The organism is Paenibacillus sp. VTT E-133280, assembly GCF_002264385.1.
Taxonomy (GTDB): Bacteria; Bacillota; Bacilli; order Paenibacillales; family Paenibacillaceae; genus Paenibacillus_AQ; species Paenibacillus_AQ nitricinens.
In genome coordinates this window covers 15,968-30,827 of the sequence record NZ_NFUX01000056.1, presented here as the reverse complement: position 1 = coordinate 30,827, position 14,860 = coordinate 15,968, and the positions used below count along the sequence as shown (strand labels likewise).

Genomic DNA, 14,860 nt, shown 5'->3' with positions numbered 1-14,860 from the left:
CTCCTCTTATAAGGGTATACTCTCTATATAAGTAATGGTTTTTATCCTATATTACTATACCCTTTTAAGCGATATAAGTGAAATTAATGTTTGTGATATCTAATATAAAAAGGATTTATAGAGGGAGCGCCGTATGAACAAAATGGATCGATTGTTAGCTATAGTGCTTGAACTGCAGCGAAATAAAATGTTACGGGCGGAGGATTTGGCGGCTACGTTTGAAACGAGTGTGAGAACTATCTATCGGGATATTCAGGCACTGAGTGAAGCGGGCGTATCCATAATAGGAGCGCCAGGGCAGGGCTACTCCTTAATCGAGGGGTATTTCCTGCCACCCGTTAGTTTCACGCTGGACGAAGCAGTGACATTGCTTATCGGGACTGACTTTATCGAGCAGTGGTTTGATGCCCACTATAGCAATAAGGCTAGAAGCTCTAAAGCAAAGATAGAAGCTATCCTTCCAGAAGCCATCCGCAGTGAAGCGTCACAGATCCGCAAAAGTTTTCGTTTATTTGCATCCGCAGCAGATATAGCACCAATACAAGAAAAGGCATGTCTGGAAGCCATTCGTCGAGCGATATTGGAGGAGAGGAAAATAAGATTTCGTTATGCCAAAAGAATCGCCGAAGCCGATGGGAACCGTCAAAGTATTCGTACGGTTGCTCCTTACGGACTTGTGCTTCATCAAGGATCATGGGTACTCGTCGCTTGGTGTGAATTGCGTCAAGGCATCCGTCATTTCCGGTTATCCCGAATGAGGGAGCTTATAGATCTGGAAGATAAATTCATACTGCCAGCGGATTTCCAATTGGAGGTATACCAACCTCCTGATGATCGCAACGTTCATGTGCTTATCTTAGTCCATTCGGACATAGCCGATAGGGTAAGGGAATCGAACAATTTCTATATTGAAACTATAGAGGAGCATGCGGAAGGCTTACTGGTTACTTTTCGAGTTCGAGAGCCAGCGGAATTGCTGCAATGGGTGCTGGGCTGGGGAGGCGGCATGGTTGTGCTAGAGCCGGAATCTTTTCGCCATCAAGTTAGAAACGAGCTGGAAATAATGTTAAAACGCTACTGACATAACGCTGTCAGTAGCGTTTTTGTATACTTGGATAATTAATGACTAGAGGAGCTGAAATATGATGATTACAACTAAAGAAGCCTTACAACGTTTTGAAGAAACTGCGACATACTATATTCATGAATTAGAGCGATTCAATCTGGAACAGCTGAAGCAAAAGCCAAGTGAAAACGAGTGGTCCATCGGACAGATGGTTCAACATCTCATTAACTCGGCACTGTATATGCAGCTTCGTAATATTGATCAATGTCTGGCGCCAAGCCAAGATCCCTTAATATCTCATGTAGGGAAAACCGAGGATGGTGCGGCTATATTTGCACAAGGAAGCTTTCCACCCATTCGTATTCAGGTTCCGCCTTCTGCCCAATATACACCGGAGCAGCCGGAGAGCAAAGAACAATTAATTCAAGGGTTACAATCAGTCATCCAAAGAATGAGAGAGGTCGAACCGTCTCTTGAAAAAGCGTCCAAACTTAATACCGTATCTCATCCGCGATTCGGTGGACTATGCGCGGAGGAATGGTTCCTGCTTATTGAAATGCACTATCGTCATCATCTTCTGCAGCTGGAGCGATTAAACAAGGAATTGTTTCGGAAAGTGATGTAAACCAAAAAAAGAGGCCTTTGCTGATCTACAGCAATGGCCTTTCGTCGTAAAAGAAATGATCTTTAATTTCCTGAGCCAAGCGTCGCTTGAACATAATCTTTATATTCACTCGGATTAACACCAAAATGCTTCTTGAAAAGTCTGGTGAAATAAAATTGATCATGTATACCGATTTGCGTGGAAATCTCTTTGACATAAGGGTTGCCCTTTAGAATTAACTCTGCGGCCTTCTCCATTTTTACGGTATTAATGTAATGAATGATACTTTGGCCGACTTCTTCTTTAAAGATTCGGGATAGATAGTTCTCACTTAAGTTGACCTGCTTGGCAATCAGAGATAAGGTCAGCTTTTTCTGATAATTTGCATTGATGTAATCAATGGTTTGTTTAACATCCCTATTATGGGTAGTCACAATCTGTTGTTTTTGATGGGTGAATAATTGAAATAAAAGCTCCATCTGCGTTAGAATCTCAGCACTTCGCTTACTATTTGCAATATTCTCAATAGTTGTTTTCAAAAGCTTTGGATCTTCAACGATAATGTGAGCATCGCATAATGGAAGATAGTGCAGACAATTGACGATGAATGTTTTGGCTTCAGCCGGCTTTATTTGTTTCGATCTGCAGGTCTCAAGGAAATTATGAATGGCTTGATTAACGGCTTCAACGCCGGAGCGTTTCCAGGCCTGTATTAAATTTGTAGAGAACTCATGAACGTTTTCGAAATCGAGCGTATCATTTAAATGGACAATCTCGGGATCAATAATCGTTATATCGTTGTAAAATTGGATTTCCAAGGATTCTTTACATCGCTCTAGCATTACTTTCGCCTCAGCGTATCCTCTAATGGGCTGGGAATAAACAATGGTAGGGGTAATGGAAATATACATTTTGATCAACTGGATGACTCTATGGATAAAGTCGGTACGGATAATTTGCTGATTATCTAAGGTATCAGTGGAGATTAGCAGCAACAATGCATTCGATTCAAGCTGAATAATTTCGAATTGATCTACGGTTTCCAGGATATCTAAGATGATGTTTTCAATGAAGGATACCGAAAGTTGATTTTTCCGTTCGCTAGGGCTGGCGCTATTTTGCTCAAAGGTAATGTAGAACAAATAGCAGCTATTTTCACTAAAAGCGAGTGTTATAGAATCTTGCTGTTCAAGCTGGTTCATATCATAATAGGGGTCGGTAAAATAATCTTTTAAAATCGCATTTTTTACACTCTTTAAATTGTGTTGCAATAGCTGAGATTGTGTCTCTAGCTGCTGCTTGGACTGAAGCTGTTCTTGAATTAGGTGCGTGGATTTCTCCAGCAACTGGATGAGGTCCGCAGTCTTCATACTAATCTTAAGCATGTAATCTACAGCGCCAAGAACTAATGCTTCGCGAACCAACTCATACTCCCCGTGGTTACTTGCCACCAGGATTTTTCCTGCAAACCCTCTGTTATTCAGTTCTTTTATCAGCTGCAAACCATCCATATTAGGCATTTTGAGATCTGTAATGATGATATGGGGATTAAATTTCTCGACAAGGGTTAAAGCTTCAATTCCGTCAGAGGCTGTAGCACAGATCATATATCCAAGCTCTTCCCACGGAATCATGGTTCTGAGCGCGACTTTTACAATAGGTTCATCATCCACCAGCATTACATTATACATTGGATACACTAGTATCACCCCTTATCTTCTTCGTAGGTTTGTTTGGGGATAATTAGGCGGCAACAGGTGCCTTGACCCACTAAGCTTGTGATGAATAGTCCGTAGCTCTCACCATATTGAAGCTTAATGCGATCGGCTACATTAGAAATTCCGATACCGGACAGCGTATCAGCCTTTTCCGATTTTTTCGTGTCAAAGCCTTTTCCGTTATCAATGATTTCAATAACAAGTGTGTATTCATTTTTTGCGTAAACCTTAATGCGAATAAGAACCTTTCCTCCAATATCCGTAACCCCATGGATGATAGCGTTCTCAGCGATCGGCTGCAGAATAAGTTTAGGAATCAGACTATCTAAGACCGATTCATCTAGATCATATTCAACGTCAAATCGATCAGCATAACGTATTTTTTGAATGGCAAAGTAATTGTCCAGATTATTAAGCTCTTGTTTGATGGTTATCTCCTCATCTTGATCGATGATGGTACTTCGCAGTAATTCTGCGAGAGAGGAGATACCATCACTTAGCACCGGAACCTGGTTAATCATTGCGAGCCATCGCAAGGAATTTAGAGTGTTGAATAAAAAATGAGGGTTAATCTGTGATTGTAGCATTTGTAATTCAAGCGAACGCTGCCTCTTTTGATCTTTCTGTTGATCCTCTATCAGTTGCTCAATCCGGCTGACCATACTATTAATCCTATTTGCCAGAACACCCATCTCATCGTTACTGTGATCTTCTATACGATTGGATAAATTGCCATAAAAAATTTGATTACAGAAGACAATAATTTGTTTGATAGGCTTCAGGATACTTTTATACAAGACGATGATAATTAGGATACAAAGGACTACAATGATGCTGACAACGATAAGGAGTCCCGTGGTGATTTTACTTGTCTCAGAATTAATATAAGAGAAGGGAACCGTAGAAATCATGTACCAGCCTAATTGATTATTATTGATATAGGAGATCTGATGCATTTTGCCATTGACTAAGCCTTGAAAGGAATGGTTCTTCTGTGACTCTTGTTCTTTGATTTGGTTGAAAAGTTGACCTTTATCATAGGCTGCTCCAAGTGTTGTACCCTTTAGGTTGGAGGACATCACTATTCCTTCTCTATTCATGATAAGCAGATTAGAACCAGTTCCTAAGTCCACACTGGAAAGAATGACTTTTGAGAATAACTCCCCGCCGATAAAAACAAACACATAACCTAATGGAACGCCAATGTCTTCTTGATCAAAAATTTTACGCCCCAGGACAATCGTATGGGAAGCACGATAGCTTTTTACATAATTAAGACTGTCATAAGGAGCATTCAGATCTACCTGTTTCATGATTTCCCCATATTTTGAATTGGGAATGCCATCATAGCCTAGTTCATAGATCGGTTCGTTCTTGGAATCTATGATCCGAACGTTCTGAACATATCCCGGATAAATGGTTCTGTACACATTATCCATAGCGTGGTTAATGGTAGCATTGCTAGGAGCGGGTTCATTAGGTGCTGCCGTTAAACGCTCCTGAATAATAGGATTGGTAGAAACAGATCCGGCAAGATATTGATAGTTATTAAGCTCGCTTAACATCGTTCGATTGAGCAGTGTCAAAGCCTGAAAGGTAGATTTACTTAATTTATTGTTAATGGATTTGGAGTAGATAGTATAGGAATAGAAACCTATAAAGATGATGGGAATCACGGAAACGATTAAGAAGATAACGGTTAAGCGATTTTGAATTTTAATTTTTCTTATGATTTGTGGGGGACTAGGAAAATACCGCTTCCCTTTGTTATGACTCAGGTGGATGACCTCCCATTCGATATCCTTTACTTACAAGTTAACATAAAAAGAAGAATGGAATATATATGCATGGGCGAAAAGCAAGAATAATCTATGGAATCGTTAGTATTATCCATTCCTTTAACTGCTAAGTTTACAAGTCATGTGAGTCTGATGAATAAGTATATCTGAAACCTGAATGATAGATGGATAAAATAATACATAGGTACGTTTGTATTGTAAATGTAAATTAAACGTAAACACTTCTATACTTAAGTTATCAGATAAAGCGTTTTCAATATTGAATCTGTGATTGGATTGATAGCAAGAACATCTTAAGGAGGGCGTTTATGAGAAAGACGATGAGTACGTTATTAGCGGTTACGCTGCTAGGTGTAGGGTTGGTTGGCTGTGGGAATAGCACGAATAAACCTGCTGCTTCAAATGATTCGAATGCAACAAAAGCTACAAGTACCGCGCAAGCCACAAGTACAACGAACGCTGAGAATACTTCTAAAGAGGATGCTAAGAAGGAATTTGATAACAAGGAACTGAGTATTGCTGTATTCCAAGGAGGATATGGCGCCGATTATTGGAATGAAATTGTCAGCAAATTCGAGAGTACTTATCCAGGGGTAAAAGTGAATATGACGATCAACCCTAAGGTTGGTGAAGTGATCAGACCACAGATTGTGGCCGGTAATCCTCCTGACTTCCTATCTGTTACGGACACAGAGCAAAGTGGGATTATGTTGTCCCTCATTAAAGAAAAAGGACTCCTAGATATCAGTGATGTATTCGAAAGCAAAGCATTAGATAAAGATGAGACGCTAAAGGATATGATTCTTCCAGGAATGCTGGACAGCACAAGATTTCAGCCGTATCAAGACGGGAAGATCTATCTGGCACCTTTTAACGCTGGACCGATGGGCTTGATTTACAACAAAACATTGTTCGCGGAAAAAGGCTGGAGTGTTCCTGAGACTTGGGATGAGTTCTTTGCTTTAGGCGATGAGCTGAAAAAAGAAGAGAACTTCTTGGTCAATGCAGATGGAACGAAAACGAAAAGAGCGTTGTTCACTTACCAAGGCATCTATCCGGACTATTTGGAAGAAATCCTGTATCCTGCCATTGCTAGTGCGGGTGGTAAAGAAACGTTAGATAAAGTATTTGCTTACGAGGAAGGATCATTTAAGAACGACACGATCAAAAAAGTATTGGATATTTTCTACAAAATATCTAAAGACGGATATCTGATGGATGGTACGGTTGCCCTGAATCATACCCAATCGCAGACCGATATGATGATGGGGAAAGCGTTGTTTATCGTAAACGGCAACTGGATGGAAAATGAAATGAAGGATTCGCCTAGAGAGAATGGCTTTGAATTTGGGATGACCACTGTGCCTGTATTTAATAAAGGGGATCAGAAGTACGTGCTTTCCAGCTATGAGCAATTCTCCATTCCAGCAAAAGCTAAAAATCCAGAGCTGGCTAAAGAATTCTTGAAGTTCCTGTATACGGATGAGTCCGTTAAATTATTCGCGGAAAAAGCTAATGGTGCGTATGCACTTAACGGTGCGAAGGAGCTGTCGAAGCCATACTTGACCAAAGGTGTATATGACATGTTTGAGGCTTATAATGGTTCCATTTCAATTCTGCAAGGCTGGCAATCCTTACCGAAGGGCTCCAAGGTTAGTGTAGTCACTGAAATGTTCAAAAATACGATGACGCCAGTCATGACAGGTCAAATGACCACTGACCAATGGATGGATAATGTTGAAAAAGCTTTTGCACAGATTCGTAAAGAGAAAGCAGCTAGTAAATAATTTATAGCATCTCATGCCAATGCATCCTGTTAAGAATGGATAAGGACATCTATGAACAGGATGCATTTTGCATGAAGAGGAGTGAGAAAGATGTCTGAGATGCAACTAACGGAAGTAGCTCCTAGAAACAGAAAAATAAAGACTAAGTCAACGAAAACTAAAAATCCGAAGCTATTCATAGCCGTATGTACCATTCCTGCGCTACTGTTGACTCTCGTATTTATGATCATTCCAACCTTTCGGGCATTCGTTATGTCTTTTACGGATGCAACCGGGATGAGTGATGAGAACAAGTTTATCTTTCTGGATAACTATAAATATATGTTCCAAGATGAGATGTTCCTCAAAGCGCTTAGTAATACGTTCAAGCTGATGCTGGTCGTGCCGGTGGTTACCTTAGCCTTTGGCTTAGTGCTTGCTTTTCTATTGACGCAGACGAAGCTGAAAGAGCGCGGCTTTTACCGGACAGTATTCTTTTTCCCCAGCATTATCTCTTTGACGGTAGTCGGGATCATATGGTCCTTTGTATTTCATCCGAACATGGGGATCTTGAACAATATTCTCTCAAGTATTGGGCTGGATCAACTGACTATGACTTGGCTTGGGGATAGCAGAACTGCATTATGGTGCGTAGCGGTCACTCTGATCTGGCAGGCGGTTGGTTACTATATGGTGATGTATATCGCTGCTATTGATGGGATTTCTGCGGATGTGTTCGAATCGGCGACCATTGATGGTGCGGGGTATTTCCGGAAGCTTATCAGCATTACGATCCCACTGTTAAAAGAAATCATTGGTATAACCTTCGTGCTGTCCCTGGCGGGTACGATCAATTTAAGCTTTATAGTTGTAACTATCATGACTGGCGGTGGGCCGGCAGGTGGTACTACTGTGTTACTCCATTACATGTACACGCAAGGTTTCCAAAATGCGAACTTTGGATATGCCATGGCGATCGCAATCTTTACGCTTGCTTTTGCCTTTGCCCTTTCTTTTCTGTCCAGACTACTTACAAATCGAGCAGAAGGGTAGGGGAGAAGGGTGAACAGTAATCAACAGAGTCTTATAAAAATGAACATTATCAATTGGATCACTCGGCTGTTTCTGATTGTGGCTACCATTGTTTTGTTATATCCGTTTGTATGGAATCTTTTAGCCTCATTTAAGAGCAACACGGAATTTTTAACCGATCCTTTTGCCTTTCCACAAGCCTTACACTTGGATAATTATGTACGTGCTTTTCAGAAATCCAAGATGGGAAGTTATTTCCTGAATTCTATCTTTCTAGTGGTGCTTTCAACTGCGATTCTAGTTATTTTTGTGGTCCCTATAGCTTATGTATTAACAAGATTTAAGTTTTGGGGTTCCAAAATGATTCTTAATATTTATATGGCGTGTATCTTTCTTCAAGCTTCTTATATTATGGTCCCTTTATTTATTCAAGTGAATTCTTTCGGGATGCTGGACAATCGCGGGATGCTCGGTTTGATCTATGCTGTCCTTCAGTTTCCCTTTGCGATCTTTGTGTTGAGCGGATTTCTACGATCTGTCCCTAGAGATTATGAAGAAGCCGCTAAGATTGACGGTTGCGGGAATACAGGGGTACTCGTCAGAATCATTGCGCCACTGGCTAAGCCAGGAATTGTAACGGTCTGTATGCTGGCAGCGATGGGCTTTTGGAATGAGTATCCACTGGCATTAGTTCTAATTCAGACGGATAGCAAAAAAACATTACCGGTGGGCTTAGCCAATCTGTTTGAGGTTCAAAGGTATGCTACAGATTGGAGCGCACTATTTGCCGCATTGATCTTGGTACTCATTCCAACGATTCTCCTATATGTGGTAGGACAAAAACAATTGCTCCAAGGCATAAGCGCTGGCGGAATTAAGGGCTGAACAACAAAGTCATGGAGGGAATTTGTGTGGATAAAGGAAGATTTACACTACCTGGTGAAACAGGAATGGAAGAGGTCATAGCTGATCTTGTAGAGAGATGGGGCGTAGATGCTGTACGTGACAGTGATGGCACGAGTCTATCGCAGGACATTATTGATATGGGTCTGCAAATCTATTCAACGCTATGTCTGGTGCGTGAGGACAACGAGTGGGCAAAGCAGCATCCACAGTATAGACAGCAGATTTATCTGATGTCTGCACCATTGATTGTGACATCGAAGGTAAACACCATCGATATTATGGCAGATTTTTTTGCAGATCAATTTGTTCCTAACATAGATGTAGATATTAAAAAATATTGGCAGGTTGTAAACCGGACCACAGGAGAAATAGTACCTTCGGCACATTGGAGTTACGCAGAGGGGATCGTCACGCTTGAGCAGGCGGAACAGTTTCACAAATATACCGTCAGTTTCTTGGCCTATCAGATTTGGGAACCGGTCTCTATGTACAATCACATCACGAATAACTGGACGGAAGAGCATCGCCTACCACTGGATGTTCGTTATCCCGAGGCTCAAGAGCAGGTATTGAAGGTGCTGAAAGATTGGCTAGCAAAGCATCCGAAGACTGATATCGTTCGTTTTACTACCTTCTTTTATAATTTTGACTTGATTTTTAATAAGGAAGGTAAGGAGAAGCAAGTTAATTGGTTTGGCTATCTAAGCTGCGTAAGTCCATTAGCATTAGATCAGTTTGAACAAGCCTATGGATATCGTCTGACTGCGGAAGATTTTGTGGATCAGGGACGATATAACACACCGTTTAAGAATCCGACGCCAAGGTATTTGGACTGGATGGAATTTAATCAGAAATTCATTGCAGGTTATGCCAAACAATGTGTTGATATGGTGCATGATTTTGGTAAGAAAGCGATTATGTTCTTTGGGGATCACTGGGCAGGCACAGAGCCTTATGGTAAATATTTTTCCCAGATTGGGCTAGATGCGGTGGTTGGGGCTGCCGGAGATGGGGTTACGACCCGTATGATCGCGGATATTCCGATTAAGGATACTGAAGCCCGTTTCTATCCTTACTTTTTCCCAGATGTATTCTTTGAAGGTGGAGATCCTGTTGGGGAGTCCATGCCGATCTGGATAAAATGTCGCCGGGCACTTATGCGTAAATCGGTTGGAAGAATGGGGTATGGCGGATATCTAAGTCTGGCGTACCAATTCCCTAATTTCATTGATCATGTGACGGAGATCGCGGCTCAGTTTAAAGGCATTCATGCAAATGCTGAAGGGACTCAGCCATATAAAGCTTCGTTTAAAGTGGCGATTCTTAATACTTGGGGCTACATCCGTTCTTGGCAGACACATCAGGTGGCTCACTCTTTATGGAATCAAAGATGTTATTCCTACATAGGGGCACTGGAATCGCTCGCAGGACTGCCTTTCGACATTGAATTTATAAGCTTTGATGATATTCGGCAACACGGGATTGATCCTAGTATCGGTGTGATTATTAATGCAGGTGATGTTCATACTTCTTGGAGCGGTGACGATCACTGGAGCGACCCGAAAGTGGTGGCAACGCTTCGCGAATGGGTGCATCAAGGCGGCGGCTTTATTGGAATTGGTGATCCAACGGCTTATGAGCATCAAGGGGTTCTCTTTCAACTGGCAGATATTTTAGGTGTTCAAAAGGAAATGGGTTTTACAGCAAGCGTTAATAAGCCTAAGGTAACGCCAGTAAAGGAGCATTTCATTACGGAAGATTTGGAAGGCGACATCGATTATGGTGAAGGGATGACCATGATCTATCAAGCAGAGACTGGCGCTGAAATATTGGATGTGCAGGACAAAAGCTGCAATCTTGCTGTGAATTCAGTCGGGGATGGTCGAGGTGTTTATATTGCAGGGCTGCCGTATAGTATCCAGAATACTAGATTATTGAGCCGGGCGATCTTTTGGGCTGCACATCAAGAGAATCAATTGTATTCTTGGTTCTCAGTGAATCCGAATGTAGAGTGTCATGCCTACCCTGAGACTGGGCGCTTTTGTGCAGTGAATAACACAGCGGAGACCCAGAAGACGACGATCCTGATGGAGAATGATATGAGACTGGAGCTGGAATTGAACGGAATGGAAAGTGTGTGGCTGGATATGAATTCTATGAGGGCATACATTTAAGGAGTCCGTCGTAGCTACGGAGAATATTTGGACTTCCGGCCGCTGTTGTCTCCAAATTTCCTGAATTGTACCGCTTCGATAGAGTAATTGAGGAATTTCTCCCTGAAATTCCGGGATTTTTGGTCATTAGACTACTAATCAGGGAAAACCTCCCTAAAGTTTAGCTGATTCGATAGCAATTAAAGGGATCCCCCTTATTATTAGGGAGTTTTTCCCTAATTAGTTTAGAGCCGCCCCCTTCTTCAATTTTTCAGGGAAGGGGGCTTTTGCTTTTTAAGCATAAGCATGCATCCATCAACCGCAATGTTTTTGGCGAGTTCTTCTTACTTGGATTGAGATGTTCTGGGGTTTCCGTATCTAGAGAATCCGGGACAACTTACGATACGCCCGCGGAGAAATCCCCTCATTCGCCGTGAACACCCTGCTGAAATAATGGATATCGGGATAACCGACCTGATCGCCCACCCGTTCAATCGGCCAATCCGTTTCCCGCAGCAGCTTACGCGCTTCCCTATGCCGGATCGAGCGGAGGTATTCCCCGGGGGGCATACCTGCGACCTCACGAAAGAGCTTGGCAAAGTGGTCCTCATGCATATTCATGGATGTGGCCATGGATTTATTGGTCCAGCGTTCTGCTAACCGCTCTTCTATCTCATCGATTAATGCTCTGAGCCGCTCGGTGTGAACCGAAGATTTAGCAGCATCCCGGGAGTTTTGCGTTCGAAGCAGCGAAGTCAGAATGCCGAGTAGTAGCCCTCTACAGACCCACTCATAGCCGGCAGGCCGCATGGTGAATTCATGAACGAGTTGTTCCATGGCATGAACACATTCGGGAGGCGGAGAGTAGATCGGTTCTTGTGACAATGGCATGAAAGGAGCGGTCACGGCTTCAAAGGCGAATTTATCGTCCATTACATCTTCCTCATTAACTACCATATCTTCCTCATGTGTAATAATGGATTCCCCAAAGAAATCAAAATGGATACCAATAAGCTTGGTGTCAGAATCCGACAGGATCGCATTCTGATGATATACCCCAGCTGAGAGAAAGATTAGCTGCCCAGCGTTCAGTACATATTCCACCGTATCCATCTTTGTTAATAATTTGCCCTGGCGAACATAGAGTAACTCGTAGTCATATAGCCTTCTTCTTGGAAAGGTGCAAGGAGGAAGGGTCTGCAATTGTGCATAGTGAATTCCGGGTGACCAATCACGAGAGGGCACCTGTTTTCTAAGTGGATAAGAGGGATCTTTGTCAGACATGGCACTGCCTCCTTGATGTTTAATAGAACATATCGGAATAATGCAAAAAGTCTCTTTTTTTCCTAAATAAATCGAACTTTGAATCTATTATAATATAAATAAATAAAGGATAGAAGTACATCTAAGTCTAGGGAGCCAAAAACGGAAAACAACAAATTTGAGGAGGGCTCAAATGAAAAAGGGAATAAACATCTGGTCGTTTCGCGAAGGAACAGAAATTAAAGAATGTGTACGTCTAGCCAAAGCTGCTGGATTTGAAGGGATCGAGCTGTCCTTGAACGAGTCAGGTGAGCTTGGTCTGCAAACCACTGAGAAGGAGGCGCGTATTCTTCGTGATTCCATTCATGAAACAGGTCTAGAGATCGCAGGATTGGCAACAGGGCTATATTGGTCTTATGCGATGACTAGTGAATCTGAAGCGAATCGAACCAAGGCAATCGACGTATGCAAAAAGCAACTGGAGCTGGCGGCTGCGCTTGGTGTAGATACGATTCTTGTCATCCCTGGCGCTGTTGGTGTGGATTTCATCGAGGGCTGTGAGGTTGTTGATTATGAAAAAGCTTATGATAGAGCACTGGAAGCGATTAGTCATTTAGCCAAGGATGCTGAGCAAGCGGGCGTTTCTATTGGTCTCGAAAATGTGTGGAATAAATTCTTGCTGTCTCCGCTTGAATTACGTACTTTTATTGATACGGTCGGTTCCAGTTATGTAGGTTCCTATCTTGATGTTGGGAATATCGTGCATTCCGGTTATCCAGAGCAATGGATACGGATTCTAGGCCATAGAATCAAGAAGGTGCATTTCAAGGATTACCGTCGGACGGCTGGTGGGCTTCACGGATTTGTTGATCTGCTCGCCGGGGATGTGGATTATCCAGCAGTTATGAAAGCGCTTGAAGATATTGGATACAACAATTATGTTACCGGTGAAATGATACCGTCATACACACATTATACGGAGCAAATTATTTTCAATACTTCTGCTGCTATGGATACTATTCTCGGACGTACCACTTTCAAAGCTTTAGCGGGGGAGGCTTCACTATGTTAAGAATAGGTTTGATTGGTTTTGGATTTATGGGCCGGATGCATTTTGATAATTATGTTCGCTTAACGGAAGAGGGACATCCCATCGCCCTGAAAGCTATCTGTGATTTGCGAATTGAGGAATTAAAAGACGGTAAGGCGGACGGCAATATGAGTACCGCTCGGGAAGTGTATGATTTAACAGCTTACAGTCTCTATGATGATCTGGAGAAAATGATAGCGAATGAGGAACTGGATATGATCGATATTGCAGTTCCTACTTACCTGCATGCTGAAATGGCTTGTTCGCTGCTGGAACGAGGATATCATGTCTTTTGTGAGAAGCCGATGGCTAGAACTTCAGTAGAAGCGCAGAAAATGGTAGAAGCAGCGGAGCGCAGTGGAAAGAAATTGATGATCGGACAGTGCCTTCGTTTTTGGCCAGGGTATGAGTATTTGAAAGAAGTTGTGGAAACTGAGCAATTTGGTAAAGTGACGGAAGGGTATTTCTACCGTGGTTCAGGGGCTCCTAAAGAGTGGTTTCTGGATGAGAAGCTAAGCGGTGGATGCATTGTGGATATGCATATTCACGATACGGATATGATTAACTATCTGTTCGGCAGACCGGACAAAGTATCGACCTTAGGACGGAACGTTCTGCCGGGAAGTGGCTATGACATAGCGTCTACACACTATTTTTATAAGGACGCAAAAGTGATCAATGCTCAGGTGGACTGGACGCTGGAGGGCGACTTTGGTTTCTACATGGGGTACAGGGTTAACTTCGAGCGAGGAAATGTTGTATTTGATGGTAGTGAAGTCAAGGTGAATCCTAATAATGGAGCAGGCTTTATGGTGGAGCTTTCGCCGGATGCGGGTTACTATAGAGAGCTGGTCTATTTCCTGAATGCGATTATTCAAGATAAGCCTATTGTCATTTGTACGCCGGAAAGTGCAGCCGAATCTTTGGAAATCATAGAGGCGGAAGTACAGTCAGCGAATGCCGAAGGGGAATGGATTATACTTAACTAGCAGGATATAGAGTAAGCATAGGCGTGACTGAAGGAAAGATCATTGTAGATGATTTCTCCAGTCACGTCTTTTTGGCATGCATTCTCGCCTAACCTTTATTGCGCTGGAATTTTGTATTGTCCCTAGCATAGTGTGATACAGAGCCGTCATATCTTCTTAGCCGTACTTGTTTATCGGAGAACTGTTCAACAATTCCTGAGGCTACCTCAGAATACATACCATCAGGATCAAGCTGCAGGGCAGTGATATAAGTTTGGGATAAAGCGGCTATAAAAAAATCAATGTTTTTATTAAGTGTATGTGGCATGGTATTCCCTCCGGTGATATCTTCAACATTATGAATATAAATAATCCTAAGGAACTATTTTACCACGATTTGCAGATGATTTTGAGGAGGAATTACTTGATTTGGGTCAAAAATATGCGAAATTTGGTCTGGTTTGAAAAGAAACCTGCGGACGGATATGATTTATG

The 14,860-nt window shown here is 42.3% G+C and carries 12 protein-coding genes; 8 read left to right on the top strand and 4 right to left on the bottom strand.

What is annotated here, in order from left to right; all coding sequences use genetic code 11:
• The first annotated feature begins 133 nt into the window (after positions 1 to 133).
• Positions 134 to 1,081, top strand: a complete 948-nt coding sequence (locus CA600_RS21815) for a helix-turn-helix transcriptional regulator (RefSeq protein ID WP_094872862.1) — start codon at positions 134 to 136, stop codon at positions 1,079 to 1,081.
• 67 nt (positions 1,082 to 1,148) lie between these two features.
• A complete protein-coding gene (locus tag CA600_RS21810; RefSeq protein ID WP_094872901.1) occupies positions 1,149 to 1,691 on the top strand; it encodes a DinB family protein in 543 nt (180 codons plus the stop codon).
• A 62-nt stretch (positions 1,692 to 1,753) separates the two neighbouring features.
• Here the strand turns inward: CA600_RS21810 and CA600_RS21805 are convergent, their stop codons facing one another.
• Positions 1,754 to 3,361, bottom strand: a complete 1,608-nt coding sequence (locus CA600_RS21805; RefSeq protein WP_256989961.1) for a response regulator transcription factor — start codon at positions 3,359 to 3,361, stop codon at positions 1,754 to 1,756.
• A gap of 14 nt (positions 3,362 to 3,375) precedes the next feature.
• Positions 3,376 to 5,064: a sensor histidine kinase gene (locus CA600_RS21800; protein ID WP_094872858.1), complete on the bottom strand. Its 1,689-nt coding sequence runs from the start codon at positions 5,062 to 5,064 to the stop codon at positions 3,376 to 3,378.
• Positions 5,065 to 5,495: 431 nt separating this feature from the next.
• Between CA600_RS21800 and CA600_RS21795 the strand changes: the two genes are divergently transcribed.
• The 4 genes from CA600_RS21795 to gnpA all read left to right on the top strand — a co-directional run bounded on the left by CA600_RS21795 (position 5,496) and on the right by gnpA (position 11,065).
• Complete coding sequence (locus CA600_RS21795) at positions 5,496 to 6,974, top strand: carbohydrate ABC transporter substrate-binding protein (protein ID WP_094872856.1); 1,479 nt, start codon at positions 5,496 to 5,498, stop codon at positions 6,972 to 6,974.
• Between the two features lie 90 nt (positions 6,975 to 7,064).
• A complete protein-coding gene (locus CA600_RS21790) occupies positions 7,065 to 8,006 on the top strand; it encodes a carbohydrate ABC transporter permease (RefSeq protein WP_218832793.1) in 942 nt (313 codons plus the stop codon).
• A 9-nt stretch (positions 8,007 to 8,015) separates the two neighbouring features.
• The gene (locus CA600_RS21785; RefSeq protein ID WP_256989959.1) at positions 8,016 to 8,870 is read left to right on the top strand and encodes a carbohydrate ABC transporter permease; all 855 of its coding nucleotides are present in this window, start codon (positions 8,016 to 8,018) and stop codon (positions 8,868 to 8,870) included.
• A gap of 26 nt (positions 8,871 to 8,896) precedes the next feature.
• The gene (gene gnpA / locus CA600_RS21780) at positions 8,897 to 11,065 is read left to right on the top strand and encodes a 1,3-beta-galactosyl-N-acetylhexosamine phosphorylase (RefSeq protein WP_218832792.1); all 2,169 of its coding nucleotides are present in this window, start codon (positions 8,897 to 8,899) and stop codon (positions 11,063 to 11,065) included.
• 357 nt (positions 11,066 to 11,422) lie between these two features.
• Here the strand turns inward: gnpA and CA600_RS21775 are convergent, their stop codons facing one another.
• A complete protein-coding gene (locus tag CA600_RS21775; RefSeq protein ID WP_094872852.1) occupies positions 11,423 to 12,328 on the bottom strand; it encodes an AraC family transcriptional regulator in 906 nt (301 codons plus the stop codon).
• A gap of 172 nt (positions 12,329 to 12,500) precedes the next feature.
• Here CA600_RS21775 and CA600_RS21770 point away from each other — a divergent pair, with 172 nt between their 5' ends.
• On the top strand, positions 12,501 to 13,379 hold the full coding sequence (locus CA600_RS21770) for a sugar phosphate isomerase/epimerase family protein (protein ID WP_094872850.1): 879 nt from the start codon (positions 12,501 to 12,503) through the stop codon (positions 13,377 to 13,379).
• Positions 13,373 to 14,386 (top strand): Gfo/Idh/MocA family protein, encoded by a 1,014-nt coding sequence (locus CA600_RS21765; protein ID WP_094872848.1) that lies wholly within the window; start codon positions 13,373 to 13,375, stop codon positions 14,384 to 14,386. The genes CA600_RS21770 and CA600_RS21765 overlap by 7 nt, the downstream gene beginning before the upstream one ends.
• Before the next feature lie 88 nt (positions 14,387 to 14,474).
• Here CA600_RS21765 and CA600_RS21760 read toward each other — a convergent pair whose 3' ends face one another.
• Positions 14,475 to 14,693, bottom strand: a complete 219-nt coding sequence (locus CA600_RS21760; RefSeq protein ID WP_094872846.1) for a hypothetical protein — start codon at positions 14,691 to 14,693, stop codon at positions 14,475 to 14,477.
• Positions 14,694 to 14,860: the final 167 nt, after the last annotated feature.

Coding starts and splice junctions, on each gene's coding strand:
- CA600_RS21815 (WP_094872862.1), top strand. CDS start 134: ATGAACAAAATGGATCGATTGTTAGCTATAGTGCTTGAACTGCAGCGA.
- CA600_RS21805 (WP_256989961.1), bottom strand. CDS start 3,361: ATGTATAATGTAATGCTGGTGGATGATGAACCTATTGTAAAAGTCGCG.
- CA600_RS21795 (WP_094872856.1), top strand. CDS start 5,496: ATGAGAAAGACGATGAGTACGTTATTAGCGGTTACGCTGCTAGGTGTA.
- CA600_RS21790 (WP_218832793.1), top strand. CDS start 7,065: ATGTCTGAGATGCAACTAACGGAAGTAGCTCCTAGAAACAGAAAAATA.
- CA600_RS21775 (WP_094872852.1), bottom strand. CDS start 12,328: ATGTCTGACAAAGATCCCTCTTATCCACTTAGAAAACAGGTGCCCTCT.
- CA600_RS21770 (WP_094872850.1), top strand. CDS start 12,501: ATGAAAAAGGGAATAAACATCTGGTCGTTTCGCGAAGGAACAGAAATT.
- CA600_RS21765 (WP_094872848.1), top strand. CDS start 13,373: ATGTTAAGAATAGGTTTGATTGGTTTTGGATTTATGGGCCGGATGCAT.
- CA600_RS21760 (WP_094872846.1), bottom strand. CDS start 14,693: ATGCCACATACACTTAATAAAAACATTGATTTTTTTATAGCCGCTTTA.